We start from the raw sequence: 23,237 nt of genomic DNA, 5'->3' as shown, positions 1-23,237 counted from the left end.
AGCTCTGTACGCAAGGAGGGGGCATGAGCAGTGGACGACCTCATCAAAAAAATCCAGAACAAATACGACACGACTGTTCTGCATCACAAAATCATACGGGATACATCCAAATCACTCGTCATTTACTTGGAAACAACCAATGGCAAATTCATCGGAAAAGCTTTCCCTCAGCAAAAGGAACGTTTACATTTCATGCTGAATGCAGAAGCTCATTTGCGCAAAAACGGTGTACTCATCCCCGACGTTCAACGTACCAAAAATAATAAGCGTTACATACCCCATAAAGAAAAGCTTTTCGTTCTCCACCAAAGACTATCCTGGCCAAATATTGCGTATAACTCCCCTATTCGAATGGAACGGGTCGGCAGCGTATTAGGCAAATTTCATGCGAGCTCGCTCGGTTTTTCCTCCAAACATGGCAGTCTTTACAATGGCGCAGTAAAATGGTCCGAGGAGTACAAGACAGATTTAGCTGCCCTTGATAAGTGGGCGTTCCGACATGCCGGGAAGAAAAATCATAAATACGCTGCTATCAGGGAATACATTCCTTTTTTTAAACAAGCAGGGATGACAGCCAAGGAACATTTGCTAGCCTCTCCATACTACTCGAAATGGAAAAAGGAACCACTGACCAACCACTTTCTCTGTCACGGAGATTTTAACAACGGGAATTTGCTCGTCAGTAATCAAAGAATTGCAATCATTGACTGGGAGGACGTACGTTACGATTTTCCATCCAAAGACATTGCCCGTGTTCTATCCCTTGCTATGCGAAAAAAAGACCTGTGGAACGCGGACTTGTTCTCTCACATATTGAGTGGCTATCTCCAAGAAAATCCTCTATCGATTGAGCAGCTGCATTTGCTCTTTGTCGATCTCGCTTTCCCGCATATCATTGAGCGTTTTTTACGCAAGAAGCTGTATGCTAAGATGAACCTTGCTGAGATTCAACAGTTTTGCAATAGGGAAGCTCTCAAGACCGCCTTTATGTTAGACGAAATGAAGGCCCTTGTATAATAGACAACAAGGCTATAGCCTGTCTATACAACATGGGCCTTCCATATTTGACTCACGAATACCGTTAAGGCTGGGCCTGCTTCACCAATGAGCTTTGCTGGCGCGTATATTGAATGAGGTCTGCCGCCATCTCGTAATAATTGAAAGGTGTAATCAGATAGATGCCATTGAAGTAACGAACGGCCGTATCGACCAATTCCTTTGCGATTGCGATTCCTTCCTGGCGAGCGGCCTCTCCCTGTACTTTTTTCATGCGTTCCAGCGCTTCTGCCGACAGCTTGATTCCCGGCACTTCATTATGCAGGAACTCCGCATTGCGTGAGCTGGTCAGCGGCATGATCCCGATAAAGACTGGAATGCCAATATGTTTCGTCGCCTCGTACACATTCCGAATGGACTCTGTATCGTACACAGGCTGTGTCATAATGTAATCCGCGCCTGCCTCGACTTTCTTTTCCAAGCGAGCAACGGCAGCATCCATATTTCGGACATTCGGATTAAAGGCGGCGCCCACGATGAACTGGGCTTTTTGCTTTAACGGACGTCCTGAGAACGAAACACCTTCGTTCAACTGCTTCACCATGCGAATCAGATCAAACGAGGTCACATCAAATACCGAGCTGGAACCTGGCAAGTCGCCAAAGCGCGAAGGATCGCCAGTAATCACCAATATTTGGTCGATCCCCAAAGCATGCAGCCCCATTAAATGCGATTGCTGCCCAATCAGATTGCGGTCCCGGCAAGCAATGTGCAAGAGCGGATCAATTCCGTGCCTGCCCTTCATGAGTGCCCCGAGAGCCATGTTGCTCATCCGCACTGTCGCTAGCGAGTTATCCGCCAACGTAATGGCGTCTGCTCCTGCTTTGTGCAGCTCGCAGCAACCGTGGAGAAACTGGTCTGCATCCAGATCACGCGGCGGATCAAACTCGACAATGATCGTCGTTGCTGTTTTTACGCGCTCGACAATGCTCGGTTTCTCCCTCTCCCTCGTGTTCTGCACAGATATCGAAGGACGATCTCCAGCTACGATGGTCGGGTTCACACGCGCTTGCGGCTCAAGTGACTCAAGTGCATCCGCAATCGCCTTCACGTGTGCGGGTGTGGTTCCGCAGCATCCGCCAATTAACCGTACCCCCTGCTCACGCAAGCGAAGCGCACTCTGTCCAAAATATTCAGGTGATGATTTAAAAGCGTATTCTCCGTCCGTCATTCCCAGACGCCCCGCATTCGGGAATACGGATAACAGTGCATCTTCTGGAATCACTGTATTTTCAAACGAGCGAAGTAATTCAGCCGGACCAAGGCGGCAGTTTAATCCGATCACGTCAACGCCTGCGGCTTTCAGCTCGGAGAAAGCGTCTGTCAACGCGTAGCCATCACGTGTGCGCCCTACTTCCAATGTGGCTAACTGCGCGATTACAGGTACATCTGTGAGCGGACGGATTACTTCAATCGCCAGGAGCAGCTCTTCCAAGTCCAGGAACGTCTCCAGAATCAGTCCATCTACCCCCGCATGCAGCAGCGCAATAGCCTGTTCCTCATACTGGTCACGGTATTCATCCAAAACCTTTTTCTTCACCCGTCCAGCCAATATCGATCCGATGCTCCCAGCTACATACGCGTCATCCTGTGCAGCTTCCCGTGCAATGGCGACTGCGAGTCGGTTAATCCGCGCTACCTTATGCTCCAAACCGTAACGACTCAACGCATCTCGGTTGGCAGAATACGTATTTGTCTCTAAGAAACGTGCACCGGCCTGATAGTAAGACGTATGTACGTCATGCACCAAACGCGGGTTGGACAAACACAGTTCCTCAAAGCTGACGCCAACCGGGACGCCCAGCCCGTGCAGCTGGGTCGCCATCGCTCCATCTCCGACTAGCAGGTGATCTTTCAAATAGGCTCGTAAATCTTTCTTGCTCGTCGTCAACTCAATCCCTTCTCTCCTATATTTCATTTATCATCTAGACTTCGAAAATAGATGGACCTGCATTGAAATACCTCGCTTCGGGGTGAGCAAATACCATCGCCGATACGGAAGCTTCTGGCTCCATCATGAAGCCCTCTGTCAACTGAACACCGATATCCTCTGGACGCAACAGACGGAACAACTGCGCCTGATCCTCCAGGTTCGGGCAAGCAGGGTAACCGAAAGATACACGAATGCCCTGATATCTGGCACCGAAGCGCTCGAGCATCGTCATCTCAACCGGGTCCGGTATGCCCCACACGTCGCGCATGACGTGGTGAATTCGCTCAGCAAATGCCTCAGCCAACTCCAATGCCAAGGCTTGGAGGACATGAGAGCGCAAGTAGTCACCACGCTCTTTTAGCTCCGTAGATTTTTCGCGAATCCCTCCCCCAGCCGTTACGGTTAGGAATCCGACATAATCCATTTCCTTGCTCTCCACTGGTCGCAGGAAGTCGGACAGGCAGAGATGAGGTTCTTCCAGCTGACGCGGGAACGAAAAGCGCTCGATCAGCTTGCTGTGATCTTTTGGATCATAGACCAAAATATCGTTGCCCTCTGACTGGGCCGGGAAGAACTGATACACACCGTGTGTCGTAATGGTTCCTTTTTCCTTCGCTTCATTTATTAGCTCTTCCACAATGCCGTACAGTTCCAGTACCTTCTCGTCGCCTGCCTCTATCAATCTATCTACATTTCCGCGAACACCGAGGTGCTTTCCGAGGAGCATCCGCAGGTTCAAATACGGCTGCAGGTGGCTGATCGGGTATTGTCGCAGGACATGGCGATCACAATCTGGCGGCAGATGGATCGGAACGGTTCTGCTGATGGCTGAGCGAGCTGGCACAGGTGCTTTTTTCTCCTCGACAACAGGCTGAGCCGTTGCGACTGCTTCTTGCAGATGCTGCTGTTCCTCTACCAAGCGATCACGTTCTGCCGGGTTTTGCAGACGATTCACGAGATCTAAACCATCCATGGCATCTTTTGCGTATAAAACAATTCCGCGGTATTCCGGTGCGATCCGGTTCGATGTGAACTTGCGCGTCAACGCTGCACCGCCAACCATCATCGGAACATCGATGCCTGCAACACGCAGGTCTTGTGCAGTAATAACCATTTGCTGCGCGGATTTTACCAATAGTCCAGACAGACCGATGGCATCCGGCTTTTCTTCTCTGCATGCGGCAATCAGTTGCTCTGGTGGTACCTTGATCCCCAGGTTAACGACATTGTAGCCGTTGTTTGACAAAATAATTTCCACGAGGTTTTTTCCGATGTCGTGCACATCGCCTTTGACGGTCGCTAGCAAGATTTTGCCTTTCGCGGCAGCATCGTTTTTTTCCATGAATGGCTCCAGAAACGATACGGATGCCTTCATGACTTCCGCGCTCTGCAATACTTCTGCCACGATCAGCTGGTTGCCGTTGAACAGGCGACCTACCTCTTCCATCCCAGCCATCAACGGACCGTTGATGATCTCGAGTGGTGTGTATTTATCCAAAGCCAGCTTCAGGTCTTCCACCAGACCATCCTTGGAGCCTTCGACTACATAACGGGACAAGCGCTCTTCGAGAGTTAGCGAGGAGACTTCCACACTGACTTCCTTTTTCTTTTGGCGATAAAATTCGGTGAAGGCTGCCAATGTCTCATCCGTTGTTTCGAATAGAAGGGCTTCTGCCAGCTTTCTCTCGTCTTCTGGAATCGAAGCGTAGCGCTCCAGCTTTTCCGTGTTGACGATGGCGTAATCAAGCCCTGCGAGAGTCGTGTGGTACAAGAAGACCGCATTCAGCACTTCCCTACCCGCAGCAGGCAAACCGAAGGACACATTGCTCACACCTAAAATCGTCTTACACGCTGGCAAGGCTTGTTTAATCAAGCGAATTCCTTCTACGGTCTCTTTTGCAGAGCCGATGTATTGTTCATCCCCAGTCCCTACTGGAAAGACGAGTGGGTCGAAAATAATATCCTGTGGCTTCACGCCGTATTGGTTGACGAGAATGTCGTACGAGCGCTGGGCGACCTCTAGCTTCTTCTCGCGAGTGACAGCCATCCCCGCTTCCTCGATCGTTCCGACGACAACGGCGGCACCGAATTTGTGAATAAGCGGCACAACCTCCTCAAAACGCTCCAACCCGTCTTCCAGGTTGATCGAGTTGAGAATGGCCTTCCCTTGCGAATAGCGAAGTCCCAGCTCCATGACTTTGGCATCTGTCGAGTCGATCATGAGGGGTGCTTTTACTTTTTTCACGATGAACTGTAGGAATTTTTCCATATCTTCGTATTCATCACGATCAGGGTCAGCCAAGCATATATCGATGACATGTGCGCCGCGCTTCACTTGGGCCCGGGCAATATCAGATGCTTCTTCATAGTGACCAGCTGCAATCAGATCACGGAACTTTTTGGAGCCGATGACATTGGTCCGCTCGCCTACTAGCAGAGGACGATTGTCATCTTCGACGTAAACGACTTCAATCCCGGAGACCGCACTCAGCGGTTCTACATCTTCACCGCGCGGCTTGCAGTCTTTCAACGCTTCTGCCATCGCTTGAATATGGTCAGGTGTTGTTCCACAGCAACCGCCAGCGACGTTGATCCAGCCCTGTTCAGCGAAGGCCCGTATTTTCGAGGCCAGTCCTTGTGGCGTTTCATGGTAATGGCCGTTCTCGTCGGGCAAGCCTGCGTTCGGATAACAGCTGACTGCACATTGGGCAATTCCTGACAACGTCCGTAGGTGATCACGCATGAACTCTGGACCTGTCGCACAGTTCAGACCAATGGAGACTGGCTTTATATGCTCCAAGGAGATGTAAAACGCCTCAATGTTTTGGCCCGCCAGCGTCGTGCCCATCGGCTCAATCGTACCTGACAACATCACTGGGAGCTCCTGTCCAAGCTCTGCAAAAGCTTTGCGAATCCCGATTCCGCCAGCCTTGACGTTCAACGTATCTTGCGAGGTTTCCAAAAGAAGAACATCGGAGCCGCCGAGAATCAGACCTTTTGCCTGACGATAATACGCCTCGACCAGTTCTTCGAAAGTGACGCCACCTGTCAACGCAAGGGTTTTAGTCGTAGGTCCCATTGCCCCTGCTACAAAACGCGGCCACTCCTCTGTGGAATAGGCATCCACCGCTTCTCTGGCCAAGCGGGCTGCCGCTATATTAATCTCAAGATCTTTCTCGGCCACATCGTACTCGGCCAAAACGATGGAAGCAGCACCAAACGTATTGGTCTCGACAATGTCTGCGCCCGCCTCCAAATATTTCTCGTGAATCGAACGGATCACATCTGGTCTGGTCAAGTTCAGTAGTTCATTGCAGCCATCATAGGCCTCACCACCGAAATCATCAGCAGTCAGATTCGCCTGTTGAAGCATGGTGCCCATTGCACCATCCAGAATCAGAATTTTCCGGGAAAGCTGTTCGCGAAAAGTTGGTTTCATTGACGTGCCCCTTTTCTCCCTTGCATCGGCTTATTCTTTATAGTTGGGTAAATAAAAAAATCCTCTTCTTTGAAAGAAGAGGATTTGTCAGCAGAGACGAAAACGCCTGAGACCTCCCCTTATCTTTCAAAGCACGTAGCTTTGCTGGAATTGGCACCGGATTTTTACCGGTTGCCGAGGCTTCATCAGGCCAGTCCCTCTGCCTCTCTGGATAAGAGTCGTACACTTGTCATTTAGTTGTTTTGCGAAATGTCTTGAATGTTTGCAAGTATCTTAACACCCCCTTTGTCTCCCCGTCAATTGTGAATTGTCTATTTTTTACTGAGCCTCTTCTCTTTCGCGCCCATTTTTGCCTAAGCTGGGCATCCGCCCAGTCCAATAACGGCATTCGTGTATAGACTGGAGTATAACGGAAAGGAGGGGAAACAAAGATGAGTACATCATTCTGCGGAAGCGGATTCTTCGGTGAATGCTTCGCAATCGTGCTCGTGCTGTTTATCCTGTTGGTAATTATCGGGTGTTCGTGTGACGAATGTTAGATAAGTGTTTAAAAAAGGCTATCCCAAATGCCATCAGAAATGGCTGCGGGATAGCCTTTTTTTCTTGTTAATCGGCGATGATTTTGCCTGTCACTGCATCAAGGGCCATAAATTTGTTCGCAAGCTTTTCCTCACTCCACGGCACATACGCCAGCTTTGGTTGAGGTAATTTTTGCCCATCCACATCTTTCATCAAATAGACCAGCTTCAAAGGCATGACGCGTAAATACTCCTCAACAGCCTTGTCTTTCGAGATGATCTTGTCGGATGCTGGAAGCTCCACCAACTCGTGCGTCTCTCTGTAGTTATCAAACTTTGTCACTTTGCCCGTAGACGGATCGACCGTTACCGAATAAGCCGCTTTTTGCTCGCGATCCTGTACAGGAATGCCATCCTTGCTCATGAAAAATCTGAATTCCCATTCGCCCGTTGACACAGGATTCGCTTCGCCTGGCTGTATAACTTGTGCCAATTGCACTTCTTTTACACCTGGATCGACGTATTTATGCAGAAAGGCGAATGCAGCCTCTTCCGCTTGCTGGCGTTTGACTGTCACTGCTGTATCGGAACGCGGTGTTCCCAGCCCGACGACACTGCCTGTTTCTGCTATAACTTCTACGTCGATATACTTGTCATTTTTATCATACCAGACGTATTCCTTGCGTCCATCGCGCTCACGTACACTCTCTCTGTAGGTCAAGCCTTCTACCTGTACGCCGAACTCCGCTTGCAGCAGTGCTTTTGCCTCATCCTTGGAGCGAACCTTGACGTATTCTTTCGGAGATTCGATCGGATGTGCTTTCTTCGTATTCAGCTGATCATAGGCAAGCCCGTTATCTCCCGTTCCATACACAATCTTGCCACTGGTCGCGTCGATATGCCACTCCGTACCATCTTCACGTCCTCTTTGCATGAAGGAAACAGCTGGCGTGTACTCCAGAATGGGCTGCCACTTCTCTCCTTGTTTTGATTCTGGCCGTATTCTCGGATTCTGCACGTATCGAAGCTTCATATGCTCACTCAGCTCTTGGATGGCGACTTCTTCAGAAACCGCTGTTGACACATCTGGGTACTGCGAAGGGTCGAATGTATCGGGCTCCTTCCTGAAAAAGCGAAGGAGATCAGATTCATCTGTTGTCATGCGTATCTGATCCGATAGCACTGGCAGTCCGTTATGATAACGCTGGTACACACCTGGCTTGCTCTCATCCTCTAAACGATAGTTCTCGCTATCAGCCCCGAGCAGCTTGTTCAGGAACTGTCGCTCTTGCTCCACAGCTTTTGCTCCTTTTGCTTGCTTCCAGCTCGGCTCTTCCTTTTCATCCTTCTCCTCGATTGAATAGGATTCCAAGGCTTGGCCATTGCCAACTATCTGAAGGGAAGCCTGATGTCCCTCCTTATTCACGTTTCCGACCGCTATTGACATGCCATCGCGGCTCTTCTCTTTATCAAAAAGAAGAAGCGAAGGATTCAAATCGGGCATGGCATCTGTCAGCTTGGTGAAAAAAGCTTGTTCGCTCTTGTTCAATCGCCCGAAAAACGAGACTTGCTCTTTCGAATTGATTCGTACAGATAGGATGTCGTAAGGAACAGGCTTGCCATTTTCCATTCGTTGATAGCTCACGCTCAGCCATATGCTTTCTTCCCTAAACTCATTCACATAGGTCTCAGTGCCCAGATGCTGATAGGACTTGCTCTCTTCCCCCAAGAAACTTTGTAGAAATGCGTTCGCTACACTCTCGGCAGTTTTGGCTGCTGGCATTTTTACGGACGTCTCGTCCCAATTCTCTGGGTAATCTGGCCTTTCTCCATTGATCATAAAGCTCTCAATTTTTCCAGTCTGGATATCATAAGCGACACTGGCACGTACATTGTTTCCTTCCATTAAGGTTATATCACTGATCCCATGGCTCGTGCTATCCACTCTTATTGTTGTCTTGCTTATGGCTGGGATCGCCTTTTTCAACGGCAAAATAGCCTCTTCCGGCGACACCTTTACGCTGTTCTGCTTTGCCTCTGTATTCTTTTTATTCGTTGCAGTCGTCGCGACCGCATTCGCTAAATTTTTTCCGCTCGGCATCTGTGGAAACCAGCCTTGTTGGTGCATGCCCACAGCTGTTACCGCCAAGCAAGCTGCTAGAGATCCTGCCATGAATATTCTGTTTCGGTTCTTGTGTTTATTCTGTGCAATCGCACCCCTGATCCGTAATTCCATCTCTTTTGTAAACCTCACTTCTTCTATAGATTCTTGACTCCCATTCCGTACCGCTTCTCGCATTTGCTTATCTACATCCATTCCAATCCCTCCTTTTCACACAATGCCTTAAAATGTTTTCGGGCCCGGGACAATTGGGTTCGTACGGCATCTTCTGAAATATCCAACACTTGCGCAATCTCTTTTATCGACAAATCTTCATAATAATGGAGTACCATGACTTTTCGGTACAGCGGCGAGAGCTTCATCACCTGCTCCGCTACTTGTACCTTGCTCATTCGTCCGATGACTGCCGATTCAACATTTGCCGTGTCTACTTTTTCCGGGGGTGCTTCCTCTTTGGAGAGGTATGTAGAAAAAATTTGGCAAAAGGACCATGAACGCAAATATTTGCGGGACTCGTTGATCGCGATTCGGTAAAGCCACGTTTTCACGCTACTCTGATGGCGGAACTGATCCAGACCCCGATACGCTTTTAAGAACACTTCCTGAGTAATGTCTTCCGCGATTCCCCTATCCTTGACGATCAAGTAAGCGAGCTGCACGATGTTGTCTCCGTACTCGCTCATGAGTCTCGTCAGCTTCTCCTCGTTGGTCAATTGAAGTGTCCAGTCCGCATCACTACTTTTGACACTTGCATTCACGCGCTGTTCACCTCCTTGTTCCGTGTTGATATGTATTTGATCCAGCTGGCTCGCTTTTGTGACAAGATTATCCAAATCTTTTATTCATCGTCCCCCTGCTGCACTCGTTTGCCCCACTTTCATTGTCAGAGCACACTGCTTTTGCTATCATGAGGCTTATTGTAGAGCGAAAGGAACGATACTATCATGGATGCCTTGCAAGCACGTGAAAAAGACAAATTTCTGTCCTGTTTGGAGATCATAAAAGAACTATCCACATCCGAATTTGAAACTTATTCCATCGTTAAGAATACCGAAACCGGGGAACATTATCTCCACTATTTTTTGTCCCACATTAACTTGTCCGAGGGAGGCAGAAAAGACGATTACGATCATTTCCTGCCGATTGAATCCGACGATATTTTAGGGATTATGTTTGGCGAACAGCCTTATCAGTTTCCGGAGAACTGGCGCTCCTCCTACTTGCGTAGTGGTAACGACAATCGATTGATTCCGTTCGATCCATCGGAAAATTTCGATCTGGATGAGGCCGCTGTTGCCGAGCTGGCCATGCTCGAAAAGCTGGAACAGTACAAAGAGCAAATGATGAACGCGGATAACCTCAGCTCGGTAGAAAGAGAAGAACTGACCAAGCAGTATTTCGCGGAATTAGATAAGATTTTGAAAAAACCGGAACAGTAAGTTGCATCCTGCCGGACAAAACAGCTATAATTCTAGAGACACAAACGAATCGTTGATGAGGAAAGTACTCCTTGTGCGAGGACGAAAGCGAGTCGGGGACGGTGTGAGCCCGATGCCAAACCATGTGAGGAAGCGCCCCTCGGAGATGCAGCCTGAACATCCTACGCCAGTCATCATTGGCAAAGGATCGTGTAGGGCTATGCCGGGACTGCCCGTTACAGCAGATCAAGCGGTTTTTGCCTTCCTGTTTCATGGGAGGGAAAAACAACAAGAGTGGCACCGCGGGAGTATAACCTCTCGTCTCTTTTTCACAGGAGACGTAGAGGTTTTTTTATTTTTGAAAGGGGAATATTCAAATGAGCTACAAACACCAAGTCGCTGAAAAAATTACCGCTGCGCTCTCCTCGATGGGCGTAGACACACTGACCAAAGAAGCTGTATACGGCATGCTGGAAACACCGCCAAATCCTGCGATGGGCGATGTTGCTTTCCCTTGCTTCCAATTGGCAAAAGCATTGCGTAAAGCTCCGCCGATGATCGCAGCAGAGCTGGCTGGACAGCTCTCCGGTGCTCCATTGCGCGAATCACAAGCAGTAGGTCCGTACGTGAACCTGTTCCTGGATCAAGAAAATGTGGCAGAGCAAGTAATCGGAACAATTCTTACCCAAGGCAGCACATACGGAAGCAACAGCATCGGTCAAGGACGCAAAGTACCAATCGATCTCTCCTCCCCGAATATCGCCAAGCCGTTTTCCATGGGTCACCTGCGCTCTACCGTTATCGGAAACGCGATTGCCAACATCATGGAAAAGCAAGGCTACGAGCCAGTGCGCATCAATCACTTGGGTGACTGGGGAACTCAGTTCGGTAAACTGATCGTTGCGTATCGCCTCTGGGGTGACGAAGCAAAGGTAAAAGCAGAACCGATCAAGGAGCTGCTCAGCCTCTACGTTCGTTTCCACGAGGAAGTGGAGAACGATACTACTCTGGAAGACCAAGGTCGTGAATGGTTCAAAAAGCTCGAGGATGGCGACGAAGAAGCACAGCATCTGTGGAAATGGTTCCGCGATGAATCTCTCAAGGAATTCATGAAGATCTACGACCTGATGAACGTAGCCTTCGACTCCACCCACGGTGAAGCATTCTACAACGACAAAATGGATCGCGTTGTTACGTTGCTCGAGGAAAAAGGTCTCTTGACTGAATCCGACGGTGCGATGGTCGTGAACCTCGACGAATACAATATGCCGCCATGCCTGATCAAAAAATCAGACGGCGCTACCCTTTACGCAACGCGTGATTTGGCCGCTGCCCTCTTCCGCCACGAATCGTACGATTTTGCGAAAGCAATCTATGTCGTAGGAAACGAGCAACGACTCCACTTCCAGCAGCTCTATAAAGTGTTGGAAAAAATGGGCTATGCGTGGTCCGCAGATATGCACCACATCCCGTTCGGCATGATGCTCAAGGACGGAAAGAAAATGTCCACACGCAAAGGGAAAGTTGTACTCTTGGAAGAAGTGTTGGCACAAGCGATTGCAGACGTCCAAAAAGTTATCGAAGAGAAAAACCCTACGCTGTCCAATAAAGAAGAAGTAGCTCTTCAAGTTGGGGTAGGCGCAGTTATTTTCCATGACTTGAAAAACTTCCGCCTGAATGATGTCAACTTCTCCTGGGAAGAAATGCTGACCTTCGAAGGGGAAACAGGACCATACGTGCAATACGCACACGCGCGTGCATGCTCACTGCTGCGCAGAGGTGGCTACCAGCCTGCAACGACGGTGAACCTGGCTTCCGGTGCACTCGACAGCAAAGAGGCTTGGGCAGTTATTACCCTCTTGAACGCGTTCCCAGAGGTAATCGAACGTGCTGCCGATAACTTTGATCCATCGCAAATCGGCAAGTATGTGATCGACCTGGCACAAACGTTCAACAAGTTCTATGCGAATGTACGCATCCTGGCTGACGAAGAAGATGTGAAAGCTTCCCGCCTCCAGCTCGTAGCAGCAGTCGTTGCTGTGCTGAAGGAAGGTCTGCGTCTGCTCGGTCTGGCGGCACCAGAAGAGATGTAAGAATGAATACGAAAAGCCGGTTGCCTTCCTCTTGTAGGAAAGCACCGGCTTTTTTGATTGTCCCGTGTCATCTTCAACCATTTGTCAGATAATGGAACTACGGCAGTTGAAAGAGGAGAGCAACGATGGGAAGAAGTGCACATTTCGTCAAGACGGATTTTACCTTACGTCTCACTGGCTTGCATGCGCTCTTCGCCTTAAAGAGCACGCTCACACTGCCTTTTCAATCGATCAAGCTTTCATGCAAAAAACCCCGACATAGCAACGTTCGGGGCTTTTTTATTTGCACATGTGGAGTTTACAACGTCAAATTTTCGTAGATCACGGACATCCCCATGCCACCTGCCATACACAGTGTCACCATGCCGTACTTCTCGCGTCTGCGCATCATTTCATTCATCAACGTCACAGTCAGTTTGGCACCAGTTGCTCCGACAGGGTGCCCCAAGGCAATCGCGCCACCATTGACATTCACCTTAGTCGTATCCAGCTCCAGGCATTTGATCACAGACAAAGCCTGGGCGGCAAATGCCTCGTTCAATTCGATGAGCCCAATGTCACCCTGCGTCAATCCTGCTTTCTCCAATACCTTGTGCGTGGCGGGAACTGGTCCGATTCCCATCACGTCAGGCTCGACTCCTGCGCTGGCAAAAGCCTTTATTTTCACAAGCGGAGTCAAACCCGCTTCCTCCGCCTTTTCACGAGACATCATCAATACAGCCGCTGCACCGTCATTCATCGGGCACGCATTTCCAGCAGTAATGGCCCCTTCTTTTTGAAAAACACTTTTTAGCTTGGCGAGCTCCTCCAGCTTGATATCATGGCGTACGGATTCATCCTGCGCAAAAACGCGGGTGCCTTTACGATCCTTGATTTCAATCGGTACGATCTCACTCGTGAACGTGCCTGCTTCGATTGCTGCCGCTGCTCTTACGTGGCTCTCGTAGGCAAAACGATCCTGCTCCTCACGGGAAATACCGTACTGTACAGCCAGCCGTTCTGCGGTCATACCCATATGCTCACCGGTCAGCGAGCAGATCAATCCATCGGACAAGAGAGCGTCCTCCATGGCCAAGTTGCCGAATTTACTGCCCCAGCGGTTCTTCACGAGGTAGGGAACACTGCTCATGGACTCTACTCCACCCGCAATCACCACGTCCTCTTGACCTGCTGCAATGGCTAGCGCACCGTTGCCAATCGCTTTTAATCCTGAACCACAAGCTTTAATAACGATGTGACCATAGACATTGTGGGGAAAACCCGCCAGCTGCGAGCTGATACGAGCAGCATTGAGTCCTCCCCCATGTACGTAACCATTGCCAAAAATCACTTCATTGACTTCTTCCTTAGGCAAATCAACCTTATTCATCAAGCCTTCCAATACTTGCCGCCCCAGCTCTGTTGCCGGTACGTCACGCAGACTTTTACCGAATGCACCCACTGCACTGCGCACACCCGCGACAATGACCACGTCTCTCATGCCCCAGCTCCCTTTCGTTTTCTGCCATTACAGTACACGGTTCAAAAATTCTCTCGTGCGCTCTTCTTTCGGGTTGTTGAATATTTCTTGGGGCCTAGCCATCTCGATGATCTTGCCTTGATTCATAAACGCAACCCAATCGGCCACTTCCTTGGCAAACCCCATTTCATGCGTCACAATAATCATCGTCATCCCTTCTTGCGCGAGCTGCTTCATTGTCTCCAGCACTTCCCCTACCAGTTCTGGGTCAAGCGCTGAGGTTGGCTCGTCGAAGAGCATGATCGCAGGCTTCATCGCCAGCGAACGAGCGATTGCCACGCGTTGCTTTTGTCCACCGGAGAGGCTGGCCGGGTAGACGTCCGCTTTTTCAGAAAGACCTACCTTTTGCAGTAACTGAAGCGCTTCCTGCTTCGTTGCTTCCTTGTCCGCTTTCTTTGCAATCAGCGGTGCCTCCATGACGTTTTCCAGAACCGTTTTATGCGGAAACAGATTGAAGTGCTGGAACACCATGCCTACCTTTTGTCGTACCTTGGTCAAGTCATCTTTTTTCGGGTCGATGCTTTTTCCTTCGATATAGATCTCTCCGCCGTCCTTGATTTCAAGAAAATTAATGCATCGAATCAATGTGCTTTTACCCGATCCACTGGCACCAATCAAGACGACGACCTCGCCCTTTCCGACTTGCAGGGTAACATCCTTGAGAACTTCCACTTTCCCGAAGCTTTTCTTCAAATTTTGCACGCGTATCATTTCTGTTTGCTTTTCCATCGTCTTTCCCCTCCGCTTTACGCCTCTCCTTTGGCCAGACGCTTCTCCATGATGTGGACCACAAACGTAAACACCATGACAACAACCAAGTAATAGAACGCCACAATCAAAAAGTACGTCATTTCATCAAATGTTTCCGCTGACAAGCGGCGGGCCAGTGAGAACAACTCATCCATAGCAATGAAAGCGGCCAGTGACGATTCCTTCAAAGACAAAATAAACTGATTGCCAAGTGGCGGGATCGATCTTTTCATCGCTTGCGGCAAAATGATCCGACGCATGGTCTGACGAGCGGACATGCCCAAAGACAGCCCTGCCTCCATTTGTCCTTTATCAATCGACTGAATAGCGCCCCTGAAAATCTCTGCGATATAAGCTCCGCTGTGAATCGCAAGAGCGAGCGCTGCCGACCAAAATTGACCCAGGTCAATGATTTTGTAAAAACCGAAATACAAGACGAAAATTTGTACGATCAGTGGCGTACCGCGAATGATCATGATGTACGCATTGGCTACGAACCGTGCGACTGGAAGCTTGGATACCTTTAACAAAGCGACAAACAACCCGATGATCGAGCCTACGATGACGGAAGCGATCGTCAACTGAAACGTCAGCAGCAACGGCTTCCAAAAAAACGGCAATGTACGGAGAAATTCTTCTGTCAGATGGGCAATACTGGGCACTTGATGCCACCCCTCGCTCATAATGGAATATACCTGTCATACTGTGGTGTGCCAAAGTACGACAGGCGGGTGAAAGGATTGCGACTTGTTATTCTGCTTTGCTGATGTCGCGATTAAAGTACTTTTCGCTCAATTTGAGGTAGGTACCATCTTCGACCATTTGCTTGAGCACTTCGTTGATCTTGTTCAGCAATTCCGTATTTCCTTTGCGCACCGCGATTCCATGCTGGACTACCGAGAGTGGCGTCCCGCTTTTCTTGAGCTTCAAGCCTTGCGCAATGGCAATTTCCCCTACGACACTATCTGTAATCACGACATCATGTTTGCCTTGCTCCAAGGCACGCAAAGCCGTTACATCGCTGTCATACGTTTTGATGTTATCCGTATACTCCCTTGCCATCTTTTCATGTGTAGTGCCAAGTGCAACTGCCACTTCCTTGCCTTTCAATCCTTCCAGCGTGCTAATGGTCCCATCCGGTCGCACGAACAGTTGACCACCGGAAAGGTAGTACGGATCTGCGAAATCAACCTGCTGTTTGCGCTCTTCTGTAATTACATGGCTGGCAATCGCCGCATCGTAGCGCCCTTCCTTTACCCCTGCGATAATGCCGGAAAAAGGCGATGTGACTGGCTTTGGCTCAAGACCCAAGCGCTTGGCGATCTCGTTGCCGATCTCCACATCAAATCCGGTCAATTGTGCATCCTTGAAGTAGCTAAATGGCTGATATTCCCCTGAAGCCGCGTATACAAATACGCCTGCCTCTTTTGTCATGGACGATGCATTTCCAGCAGACGCCACACCTGCTTGTCCTCCCGTACTGTTTGTGGAAGCGCCTTGGCTACATCCGGTTACCAGTAGTGACAAAGAAAATACGACTCCTGCGATCGTTTTCCATGTTTTTTTCATGTGTTCCATCCCCCAATTTTATATGTTCACGCTTACATTTTTCATTACTCTACCATTTGTAAATTTTCTGAAATAATTAAAGGTGCTCCGGTATGCGTAATGACATTTTCCAAGGTGTACGGGTACATTACCTCTGTCAAAAGCAAGCCTCTTTGGGTCACCTCAATAACCGCCCTCTCGGTGATAATGAGATCGACGCAGCCCTTCGCCGTCAGCGGCAATGTGCACTCCCTGCGAATTTTGGGTTCTCCTGCCTGATTCACATGGCTCATGAGCACAATCACTTTCTTTGCATAATAGGCCAGCTCCGCTCCCCCGCCAATTCCATGGACCCGTGAGCCAGGAACAATCCAGTTTGCCAGATCTCCTCGGCGATTCACCTGCAAAGCCCCGATAAACGCTGCATCCAGCTTTTTTCTTCGGATCATGCCATACGCTAAGGTGCTGTCGAAATACGATGCCCCCGGTACAACGGTAACAGGTCCTCCACCTGCATTAGAAATATGCTGGTCCTCTTCTCCCTTTAATGGTGTAGGTCCGACACCCAAGATTCCATTCACCGAGTGAAACATCACTTGCCATTCATGCGGGATAAAATCAGCGACGAGCTCAGGTATCCCGATCCCCAAGTTCACTGCCATTCCGGGAGCTACCTCTTTGGCTGCTCGCCACGCGACCATATTTCGCTGATCCATTTCCAGCCCCATTAGCTGTTCCCTCCGCCGCGAACCACGATATAATCCACAAAAATGCCAGGTGTCACGATTTTATCCGGGTCGAGCTCTCCTGCGGGAACGATCTCTTCCACCTCAGCGATCGTGATATCCGCAGCCATCGCTACAAGGGGATTCAGGTTTCTTGCGGCCTTGTCATAAATGAGATTCCCGTAGGTATCCGCCTGTTTCGCATAGACGATCCCTACCTCCGCTGTAAGGGCGGCTTCAATACGGCAAGTTCTTCCGTCAAAGGAAAACGGCTCTGCTCCTTCCGTTCGCTCTCCACTCACATGCGCATCCACAATGATTCCCGGAATACCAACACCTCCTGCACGAATCTTTTCTGCGAAAATTCCTTGTGGACAGAATGTCACTTCCAGCTTCCCGTCCATCATCTGTTGACCTGCCTCAGGATTGGAGCCAATATGTGTAGTAATTAGCTGCTTCACCCGTCCATGACTGATCAGCTTACCGATTCCGACTTCCGAATACCCGGCATCAATTCCGATGAGTATCAAGCTTTGCACGCCTTTGTGCAAGATCGCATCAATCAAGTTTGCCGGGGAGCCAATCGTGCCGAATCCGCCATACATCAGCCGGGTGCCATCCAGAACATGCTCCACTGCTTGTTCGTGCGTCACCAGTTTTGATAACATCGCATGCCGTTCCTTATCTCTTATTCTTGGATAAATCGCTTACGTTCATCTATGTAATAGCAACTCTTGTGCCAAGCTTCAAAACAGCATGAAGACGGAATCAAGAAAAAAGCAATTCCCACCTGATGAGTCGAAATAGATTCACCTTTGAATCGAAAAGTAGGAAAAGTCTAACTTTTTCCATGAATCTATTTCGACTCAACTATTTTTAATTTCGATTCACTATACAACGATCGATTTGATCTTGTACAATCAGTTGAAAACTGCGGGGAGCTACTCAACATGGAAAAAGCTGCGGAGATACTAGCACTGTCTTCTGTTGATCGTTTTATTGACATCCTGAACACACTGGCAGATGGCATATTCATTGCTGATGCGCAGGGAACTACACTATGGTTAAACAATGCCAGTGAAAACCTGTGTGGTCTACCAAAAGCTGAACTCATCGGGCAAAACGTATCTGATCTCGAAGAAATGGGGATATTCAGCCCTTCTGTCACCCGCTTGGTTTTGGAAACGGGAAAACCGACCACAACCATTCAACTCGTCAATAATAAAGGGAAGTTCCTGGTGACCGGACATATCATCCCAGATGAGGATGGGAGACCGGAGCTGATCGTTTCCCACTCACGCGATATCACGGAGGCTGCCCGTGCCAGTTCGCAGCTGGAAGAGACGGTTGCTTTGCTAAAGCGGTACAGCGAAGAGATTCAGCTCATGAAGTGGGAAGCGAGCCAGAGCTCCTCCCAAACCTTGATTGGCAACAGTCGTTCCTATCTCGCCCTGTTGGAACTGATGAAAAAAGCAGCCCCTGTCGACACAACCGTGTTTATTACAGGTGAAACAGGCGTAGGAAAAAGCTATCTGGCGGAGCAAATCCATCAATTGAGCGAACGAAGCAGCGAACCGTTCGTCCATGTCAACTGTAGCGCCATTCCCGAAACCTTGATCGAGTCAGAGCTGTTCGGCTACCACAAAGGGGCGTTTACGGGGGCGAGTCACTCGGGGAAAAGCGGATTAGTGAAAATGGCGGACAAAGGGACGCTTTTCTTGGACGAAATCAGCGAGCTTCCCTACCACTTGCAATCAAAATTATTGCTGCTCCTGCAAAACAAAACGTTTATGCCGATCGGCGGCACCAAAACATACACCGCTGACATCCGCATCATAACGGCAACCAATGCCAACCTTCAGGAGCTCGTGCGGTTGGGAAAATTCAGACACGACCTGTACTATCGCCTTAATATTTTGCCCATCAATGTTCCGCCATTACGGGAGAGAAAAGACGATATTTTCCCGTTACTCCACCACAATTTACAGCGATTCAATAGCAAGCATAACCAAAAACGGCGTTTTTCCCCGGAAGCGCTGGATGTTTTGCATCAATATGAATGGCCTGGAAATGTGCGGGAGCTGGAAAATTTGGTAGAGCGAATCGTCATCACGTCGAAGCTGGATCAAATCCAAGTCAGTGATTTGCCAGAAGAGCTGCGGAGTATTCGTGAGCTCGAGGAGGGTATTCTCTCACTCGGTTCTCTTTCGCTTACAGAGCGGATGGAGAAAATAGAGATGGAATTTATTCTGCAAGCATTGCGTACACACAAAACGACCCGCAAAACAGCTGCCTCCCTCGGCATTACACAGTCTCTTCTCATGCGCCGGATTAAAAAGTATGAGATTCAATTGGAGGCTGAGGAAGAGTGAGTCAACATAGTGGAGGAGAAGAAAAAGCGCAGTTCTCTTCGACTCTGACACGCCCGCAGGGGGGATTGACTGTCCGTCTCCACTTAAAAAAGGGGACCGTCGAGCCAAAGCCACCCTACGGGCGGATGTTTCTCAAGGAAGAAGTGTTCGACAAGCGTGGTCCCCTTTTTTAAGTTCCGACTGGGTAGGCGTTGTCAAGGTCTACGAGCCCTGCGCTTTTTCTTCTCACCAGCTTTGGTTGTTCACCGATACCTTTTAAACCTTTAAGATCATTCTTTTCAGTATAAACAAAAGGGAGCACAGATCCCTCTCCTCACACTTATACTTTCTTAATATAAAAAAAGGAGCGCTATCTCGCAGCGCTCCTTTTCTTTCCTCGATTATTCCTCAATCTTCTTTGCTTTTTTGCCAAACCATGTATTTGCAACCAGCTCGACGACTTGCTTCGGCAATGATTGCGGTGCTTGTATTTCCGTTCCAGCCTTGTCCACTGTGCGGTAAAGCAAAGCCTTGTCATCCGCCGGGTCAGACATGGTTTGCAGTGTCCACTCGCCAATCTGTCCGGCGTTTGTCCACTCCTCGATCATCAGCTGATACTCTGCTGGAGCCAGCTCGATGTAATCCTCGTCTGTCACATCCACAATCGCATATCCATCATGCTCGATTTCAGCATCGTATGTATTTCCGTTCGCCGTTTCGTACAGAGCGAGCTCCTCCGGGTTATTCAAGTTTTCTGCAAGCGGAGCAAAATCCGCAATCGTCACCTTAATACGCTTTTTCATAGGTACCCCTCCCGTGTTGAACACATCATTTCACACTCTACCACAACATGTCAGCCCTGCCAATTGTCTCTGAGCAGACGAACATGCTTGATTTCTTCGCCATGTCCCCCTTCTGAGCCTCTCGCTGTTTCCAAAACGATGGGAAGTCCTTGCAATTCGGGAGTTTGCAAAAAAGCGGCAATGGCTGCATCACCGATCATCCCTTTTCCAATGGAGGCATGCCGGTCTCGAAAGGAACCACTCGGATAGACGGAATCGTTCAGATGAACGGCCCGCAAGCTCGTAAAATAATCAAGCTCTCGCATCCGATCGGCTACTTCCCCCCAATCCTTCCCACTCCACAATCCGCTGGCAAATGCATGACATGTATCTAGGCAAAAGCCTACCTTTTGTGGCTCGGCAAACAATTGTCGAACCTGCGTAAGCTCTTCGAGTGTCGTGCCCATTCGGTTGCCTTGTCCGGCATTGTTTTCAATTAACAGCTGGGCATTTCCCTTCCAGCCATCCAGTATTTGATTGACCATCTGGATCATGATTTTATAGCCGGTAAGTACATCAGCGCCTTTATACTGTCCAAAATGAACGACCACGCCCAACGCTCCACAAGCTTCGGCAATTTCAAGGTCGTTTCGTACGGAGCCCACAGTGACTGCAAATAGCTCCTGTTCCTCGACGCATAGATTCACCGGGTAGGGTGTATGAGCGATAGAGAGCATGTCTTTTTCCTGACAAAAAGCACGACATCGCTCTGCGTCACGGGCATCGAATTGCTTGATGCCTAAGCTTCGCGGGTTTTTCGGGAAAAATTGAAATGACATAGCCCCTTCGTTGTAGGCTGATCTCGCCGCCTCCTCGTATCCATGACGAATACTGACATGACAGCCGATTTGCAAGGCTATCCCTCCCCTCACTCACTTTCTTACCATTTTTCCCTCTGTCCCTTCTTCTCAATCGAATGAAGCAAGAGCACTTGCGCTTCCCTGTTAGATCGAATAAACTAAAAATAAACCGAACGTTCAGTCTAGAAAAGGAGTCTTCGTAAAATGTCAAAGCGTCGTCTCGATGGGGAGAAAACCAAACAGCATATTGTAGAGAAAGCAACCGAGTTATTTTCTCAGAAAGGCTACTCAGCCACTTCCATTGAGGACATTTGCCAAGCAACTGGAGCGAGTAAAGGCAGCCTCTATTACCATTTCAAAAACAAGGAGCAGTTGTTCCTGTATTTGCTAGAAAAGCAGTACAACGAATGGGTAGACCTGTGGCAGGAAAAAGAAAAAGAATTCGAGACATCCATTGATAAACTGTACGGCTTAGCTGCTTTTTTCTTGGAGGATTTTTTGTCCCATCCTCTAAAAAAAGCTGGCGAAGAGTTCTCCGGTAGCCAGCTCGCCGATCCAGTCATTTTGGAACAAGTCTTAGAAATGCTCGGCTCCACCTATACCCTCTATACCTCGCTTTTTCAAGAAGGGATCGACCGAGGCGAGATCGCCCCCTGTGACCCTGAAGAAATGGCCATGATACTGGAAGGGCTAATGAACGGAATCATCAACGTAGGCTATCAAATGGAAGACGAGCGTCTTCATGCTCTGCTGAAGAGGAGCATTGACGTTTTGCTGCATGGCATTATTGCCAAGTAGCATTTTTTTCACCTTTAATTAGACCGGACGTTCGGTATAACTTTTCGGGAGTGAAATGACCTATGAAAGGTCTTTGGGGAAACAGAGTATTTCTCACCGTGTTTATCACGGATACATTAGAAAACATCGGGATATGGATTCGCAACATGGCCTTGCTCTACTATGTGATGGAGACGAGCGGCAACAATCCGACCGCCGTATCGCTCTTGACCGCTATCGAACTTGCACCAATCTTGGTTTTCTCGATTATTGGCGGAGCATTGGCTGATCGCTGGAATCCGAAGCGAACGATGATAGCCGGGAACCTGTTAAGCGTCCTCTCTGTTTTGGTTATCGTCTATTTGCTTTGGCAAGGGATGTGGATCGCTATCTTCTTCGCGACATTTATCTCAGCTATCGTGTCGCAGTTCTCCCAGCCTTCTTCTGCCAAGATGATGAAGCGCCATATTCCTGATGAACAAGTGGCAGCAGCCGTGTCTATTTCACAAAGTATGGGGTCGATTTTTCTACTAGTTGGCCCGATTGTTGGTACCTTCTTTTTTGATCAGTGGGGCATCTACCCTTCCCTGTTAACAATGGCAGGCCTGTTCTTCGTCTCGGCACTGATCCTCTTGACACTTCCTCCCTCAACTGCCAGTGCAACAGAGGAAGGCGGAACTCTTCTTTCTGAAATTAAAGCAGGCTTTGCTTATGTAAAAAAGCGACCAGCTTTGCGCGGGTTCGCGATTACCTTTGCGTGTCTGGGGTTGTCATCGGGTTTTATTAATTCGCTGGAGGTATTCATCGTTACGGACCGTCTTTTACTCTCCAAGGAAGCCATTCAATGGTTTAGTGCGCTAGACGGATTGGGTATGCTGTTGGGTGGCATTTTAGCTTCCGTTTACCTTGACCGCCTGAATGGTCGCTGGGTCATTACAGGTGGATTACTATTCTTCGCTTTCTCTGTCGCCGTAGAAGTTCTTTCTGTATGGATATACGTAACCGCCGCGATGCGCTTTTTTACCGGTATTGGGATGGCATTTTTACAAATCGTGATCAGTATGTTCATGATCAAGCTCGTTGATGAAACGTATATCGGACGGGTGAACGGAACGATTTCACCACTCATGATCGGACTCATGATGATCGGTTCTTTTGTGGCAGGTCCACTCATGCAAATGACTTCATTGATCACGGTTTTTCTGATTGCATCCGTAATCGTTCTGCTAGCTGCATGGGGATGTGCGCGAATCAAGTGGGATTCGGCAGAAGTTACACAAGATGGAGCGAATCATCATCTCGAACACAAACAAGCGCAAACGCTGTCGTAAGGGAAGGCGACCAAG

Annotated in this window: 20 protein-coding genes, 1 riboswitch and 1 other annotated feature; of the genes, 8 read left to right on the top strand and 12 right to left on the bottom strand. The window is 49.0% G+C overall.

All coding sequences use genetic code 11. From position 1 onward, the window contains the following. Nucleotides 1–30 precede the first annotated feature (30 nt). Entirely contained in the window at nucleotides 31–1,017 is a 987-nt protein-coding gene (locus ACFYU8_RS00205; RefSeq protein ID WP_390297035.1) for a phosphotransferase, read from the top strand. A gap of 64 nt (nucleotides 1,018–1,081) precedes the next feature. On the opposite strand, the gene ACFYU8_RS00200 is transcribed toward ACFYU8_RS00205, so the two are convergent. Then, nucleotides 1,082–2,947 (bottom strand): bifunctional homocysteine S-methyltransferase/methylenetetrahydrofolate reductase, encoded by a 1,866-nt coding sequence (locus tag ACFYU8_RS00200; RefSeq protein WP_390297038.1) that lies wholly within the window; start codon nucleotides 2,945–2,947, stop codon nucleotides 1,082–1,084. A gap of 34 nt (nucleotides 2,948–2,981) precedes the next feature. Next, the gene (gene metH / locus ACFYU8_RS00195) at nucleotides 2,982–6,428 is read right to left on the bottom strand and encodes a methionine synthase (protein WP_390297041.1); all 3,447 of its coding nucleotides are present in this window, start codon (nucleotides 6,426–6,428) and stop codon (nucleotides 2,982–2,984) included. 116 nt (nucleotides 6,429–6,544) lie between these two features. Then, a riboswitch (SAM riboswitch) is annotated at nucleotides 6,545–6,646 on the bottom strand. A gap of 213 nt (nucleotides 6,647–6,859) precedes the next feature. On the opposite strand from metH, the gene ACFYU8_RS00190 reads away from it, so the two are divergent. Then, nucleotides 6,860–6,967, top strand: a complete 108-nt coding sequence (locus ACFYU8_RS00190) for a YjcZ family sporulation protein (protein ID WP_390297044.1) — start codon at nucleotides 6,860–6,862, stop codon at nucleotides 6,965–6,967. Nucleotides 6,968–7,034: 67 nt separating this feature from the next. On the opposite strand, the gene ACFYU8_RS00185 is transcribed toward ACFYU8_RS00190, so the two are convergent. Continuing rightward, nucleotides 7,035–9,263 carry a YcdB/YcdC domain-containing protein gene (locus ACFYU8_RS00185; protein WP_390297047.1) on the bottom strand — a complete coding sequence of 743 codons (2,229 nt, stop codon included), beginning with the start codon at nucleotides 9,261–9,263 and terminating at the stop codon, nucleotides 7,035–7,037. Next, a complete protein-coding gene (locus ACFYU8_RS00180; RefSeq protein ID WP_390297050.1) occupies nucleotides 9,254–9,826 on the bottom strand; it encodes a sigma-70 family RNA polymerase sigma factor in 573 nt (190 codons plus the stop codon). Before ACFYU8_RS00180 ends, ACFYU8_RS00185 begins: the two co-directional genes overlap by 10 nt. A 186-nt stretch (nucleotides 9,827–10,012) precedes the next feature. Between ACFYU8_RS00180 and ACFYU8_RS00175 the strand changes: the two genes are divergently transcribed. Beyond that, the gene (locus ACFYU8_RS00175; protein WP_390297053.1) at nucleotides 10,013–10,507 is read left to right on the top strand and encodes a hypothetical protein; all 495 of its coding nucleotides are present in this window, start codon (nucleotides 10,013–10,015) and stop codon (nucleotides 10,505–10,507) included. Nucleotides 10,508–10,550: 43 nt separating this feature from the next. Next, nucleotides 10,551–10,815 (top strand) — a binding site (T-box leader). Between the two features lie 48 nt (nucleotides 10,816–10,863). Beyond that, complete coding sequence (gene argS, locus ACFYU8_RS00170; protein WP_390297056.1) at nucleotides 10,864–12,579, top strand: arginine--tRNA ligase; 1,716 nt, start codon at nucleotides 10,864–10,866, stop codon at nucleotides 12,577–12,579. Between the two features lie 298 nt (nucleotides 12,580–12,877). Here the strand turns inward: argS and ACFYU8_RS00165 are convergent, their stop codons facing one another. The 6 genes from ACFYU8_RS00165 to ACFYU8_RS00140 form a co-directional block, all read right to left on the bottom strand. After that, nucleotides 12,878–14,059, bottom strand: coding sequence for a thiolase family protein (locus ACFYU8_RS00165; RefSeq protein ID WP_390297059.1), 1,182 nt, complete (start codon nucleotides 14,057–14,059; stop codon nucleotides 12,878–12,880). A gap of 27 nt (nucleotides 14,060–14,086) precedes the next feature. Beyond that, nucleotides 14,087–14,827 (bottom strand): amino acid ABC transporter ATP-binding protein, encoded by a 741-nt coding sequence (locus ACFYU8_RS00160; protein WP_390297061.1) that lies wholly within the window; start codon nucleotides 14,825–14,827, stop codon nucleotides 14,087–14,089. Between the two features lie 17 nt (nucleotides 14,828–14,844). Then, nucleotides 14,845–15,510 (bottom strand): amino acid ABC transporter permease, encoded by a 666-nt coding sequence (locus ACFYU8_RS00155; protein ID WP_390297064.1) that lies wholly within the window; start codon nucleotides 15,508–15,510, stop codon nucleotides 14,845–14,847. An 88-nt stretch (nucleotides 15,511–15,598) separates the two neighbouring features. Further along, entirely contained in the window at nucleotides 15,599–16,417 is an 819-nt protein-coding gene (locus ACFYU8_RS00150; RefSeq protein ID WP_390297067.1) for a transporter substrate-binding domain-containing protein, read from the bottom strand. A gap of 44 nt (nucleotides 16,418–16,461) precedes the next feature. Then, nucleotides 16,462–17,124 (bottom strand): 3-oxoacid CoA-transferase subunit B, encoded by a 663-nt coding sequence (locus ACFYU8_RS00145; RefSeq protein ID WP_390297070.1) that lies wholly within the window; start codon nucleotides 17,122–17,124, stop codon nucleotides 16,462–16,464. Continuing rightward, on the bottom strand, nucleotides 17,124–17,789 hold the full coding sequence (locus ACFYU8_RS00140; RefSeq protein WP_390297073.1) for a CoA transferase subunit A: 666 nt from the start codon (nucleotides 17,787–17,789) through the stop codon (nucleotides 17,124–17,126). Before ACFYU8_RS00140 ends, ACFYU8_RS00145 begins: the two co-directional genes overlap by 1 nt. A gap of 282 nt (nucleotides 17,790–18,071) precedes the next feature. Between ACFYU8_RS00140 and ACFYU8_RS00135 the strand changes: the two genes are divergently transcribed. After that, nucleotides 18,072–19,493, top strand: a complete 1,422-nt coding sequence (locus ACFYU8_RS00135; protein WP_390297076.1) for a sigma-54 interaction domain-containing protein — start codon at nucleotides 18,072–18,074, stop codon at nucleotides 19,491–19,493. Further along, entirely contained in the window at nucleotides 19,490–19,666 is a 177-nt protein-coding gene (locus ACFYU8_RS00130) for a hypothetical protein (protein ID WP_167402479.1), read from the top strand. Before ACFYU8_RS00135 ends, ACFYU8_RS00130 begins: the two co-directional genes overlap by 4 nt. A gap of 207 nt (nucleotides 19,667–19,873) precedes the next feature. On the opposite strand, the gene ACFYU8_RS00125 is transcribed toward ACFYU8_RS00130, so the two are convergent. Together ACFYU8_RS00125 and ACFYU8_RS00120 are read right to left on the bottom strand one after the other, a co-directional pair. Beyond that, nucleotides 19,874–20,275, bottom strand: a complete 402-nt coding sequence (locus ACFYU8_RS00125; RefSeq protein WP_390297079.1) for a hypothetical protein — start codon at nucleotides 20,273–20,275, stop codon at nucleotides 19,874–19,876. A gap of 50 nt (nucleotides 20,276–20,325) precedes the next feature. Continuing rightward, a complete protein-coding gene (locus ACFYU8_RS00120; protein ID WP_390297082.1) occupies nucleotides 20,326–21,168 on the bottom strand; it encodes a deoxyribonuclease IV in 843 nt (280 codons plus the stop codon). 150 nt (nucleotides 21,169–21,318) lie between these two features. On the opposite strand from ACFYU8_RS00120, the gene ACFYU8_RS00115 reads away from it, so the two are divergent. Together ACFYU8_RS00115 and ACFYU8_RS00110 are read left to right on the top strand one after the other, a co-directional pair. Continuing rightward, complete coding sequence (locus tag ACFYU8_RS00115) at nucleotides 21,319–21,912, top strand: TetR/AcrR family transcriptional regulator (protein ID WP_390297086.1); 594 nt, start codon at nucleotides 21,319–21,321, stop codon at nucleotides 21,910–21,912. A gap of 62 nt (nucleotides 21,913–21,974) precedes the next feature. Next, nucleotides 21,975–23,222: an MFS transporter gene (locus tag ACFYU8_RS00110; RefSeq protein ID WP_390297089.1), complete on the top strand. Its 1,248-nt coding sequence runs from the start codon at nucleotides 21,975–21,977 to the stop codon at nucleotides 23,220–23,222. The last annotated feature ends 15 nt before the right edge of the window (nucleotides 23,223–23,237 follow it).

The organism is Brevibacillus sp. NPDC003359 (assembly GCF_042878995.1).
Lineage (GTDB): Bacteria > Bacillota > Bacilli > Brevibacillales > Brevibacillaceae > Brevibacillus.
Note: the sequence above shows the minus strand (reverse complement) of the source record. Positions and strands in the feature narration are given on the sequence as shown.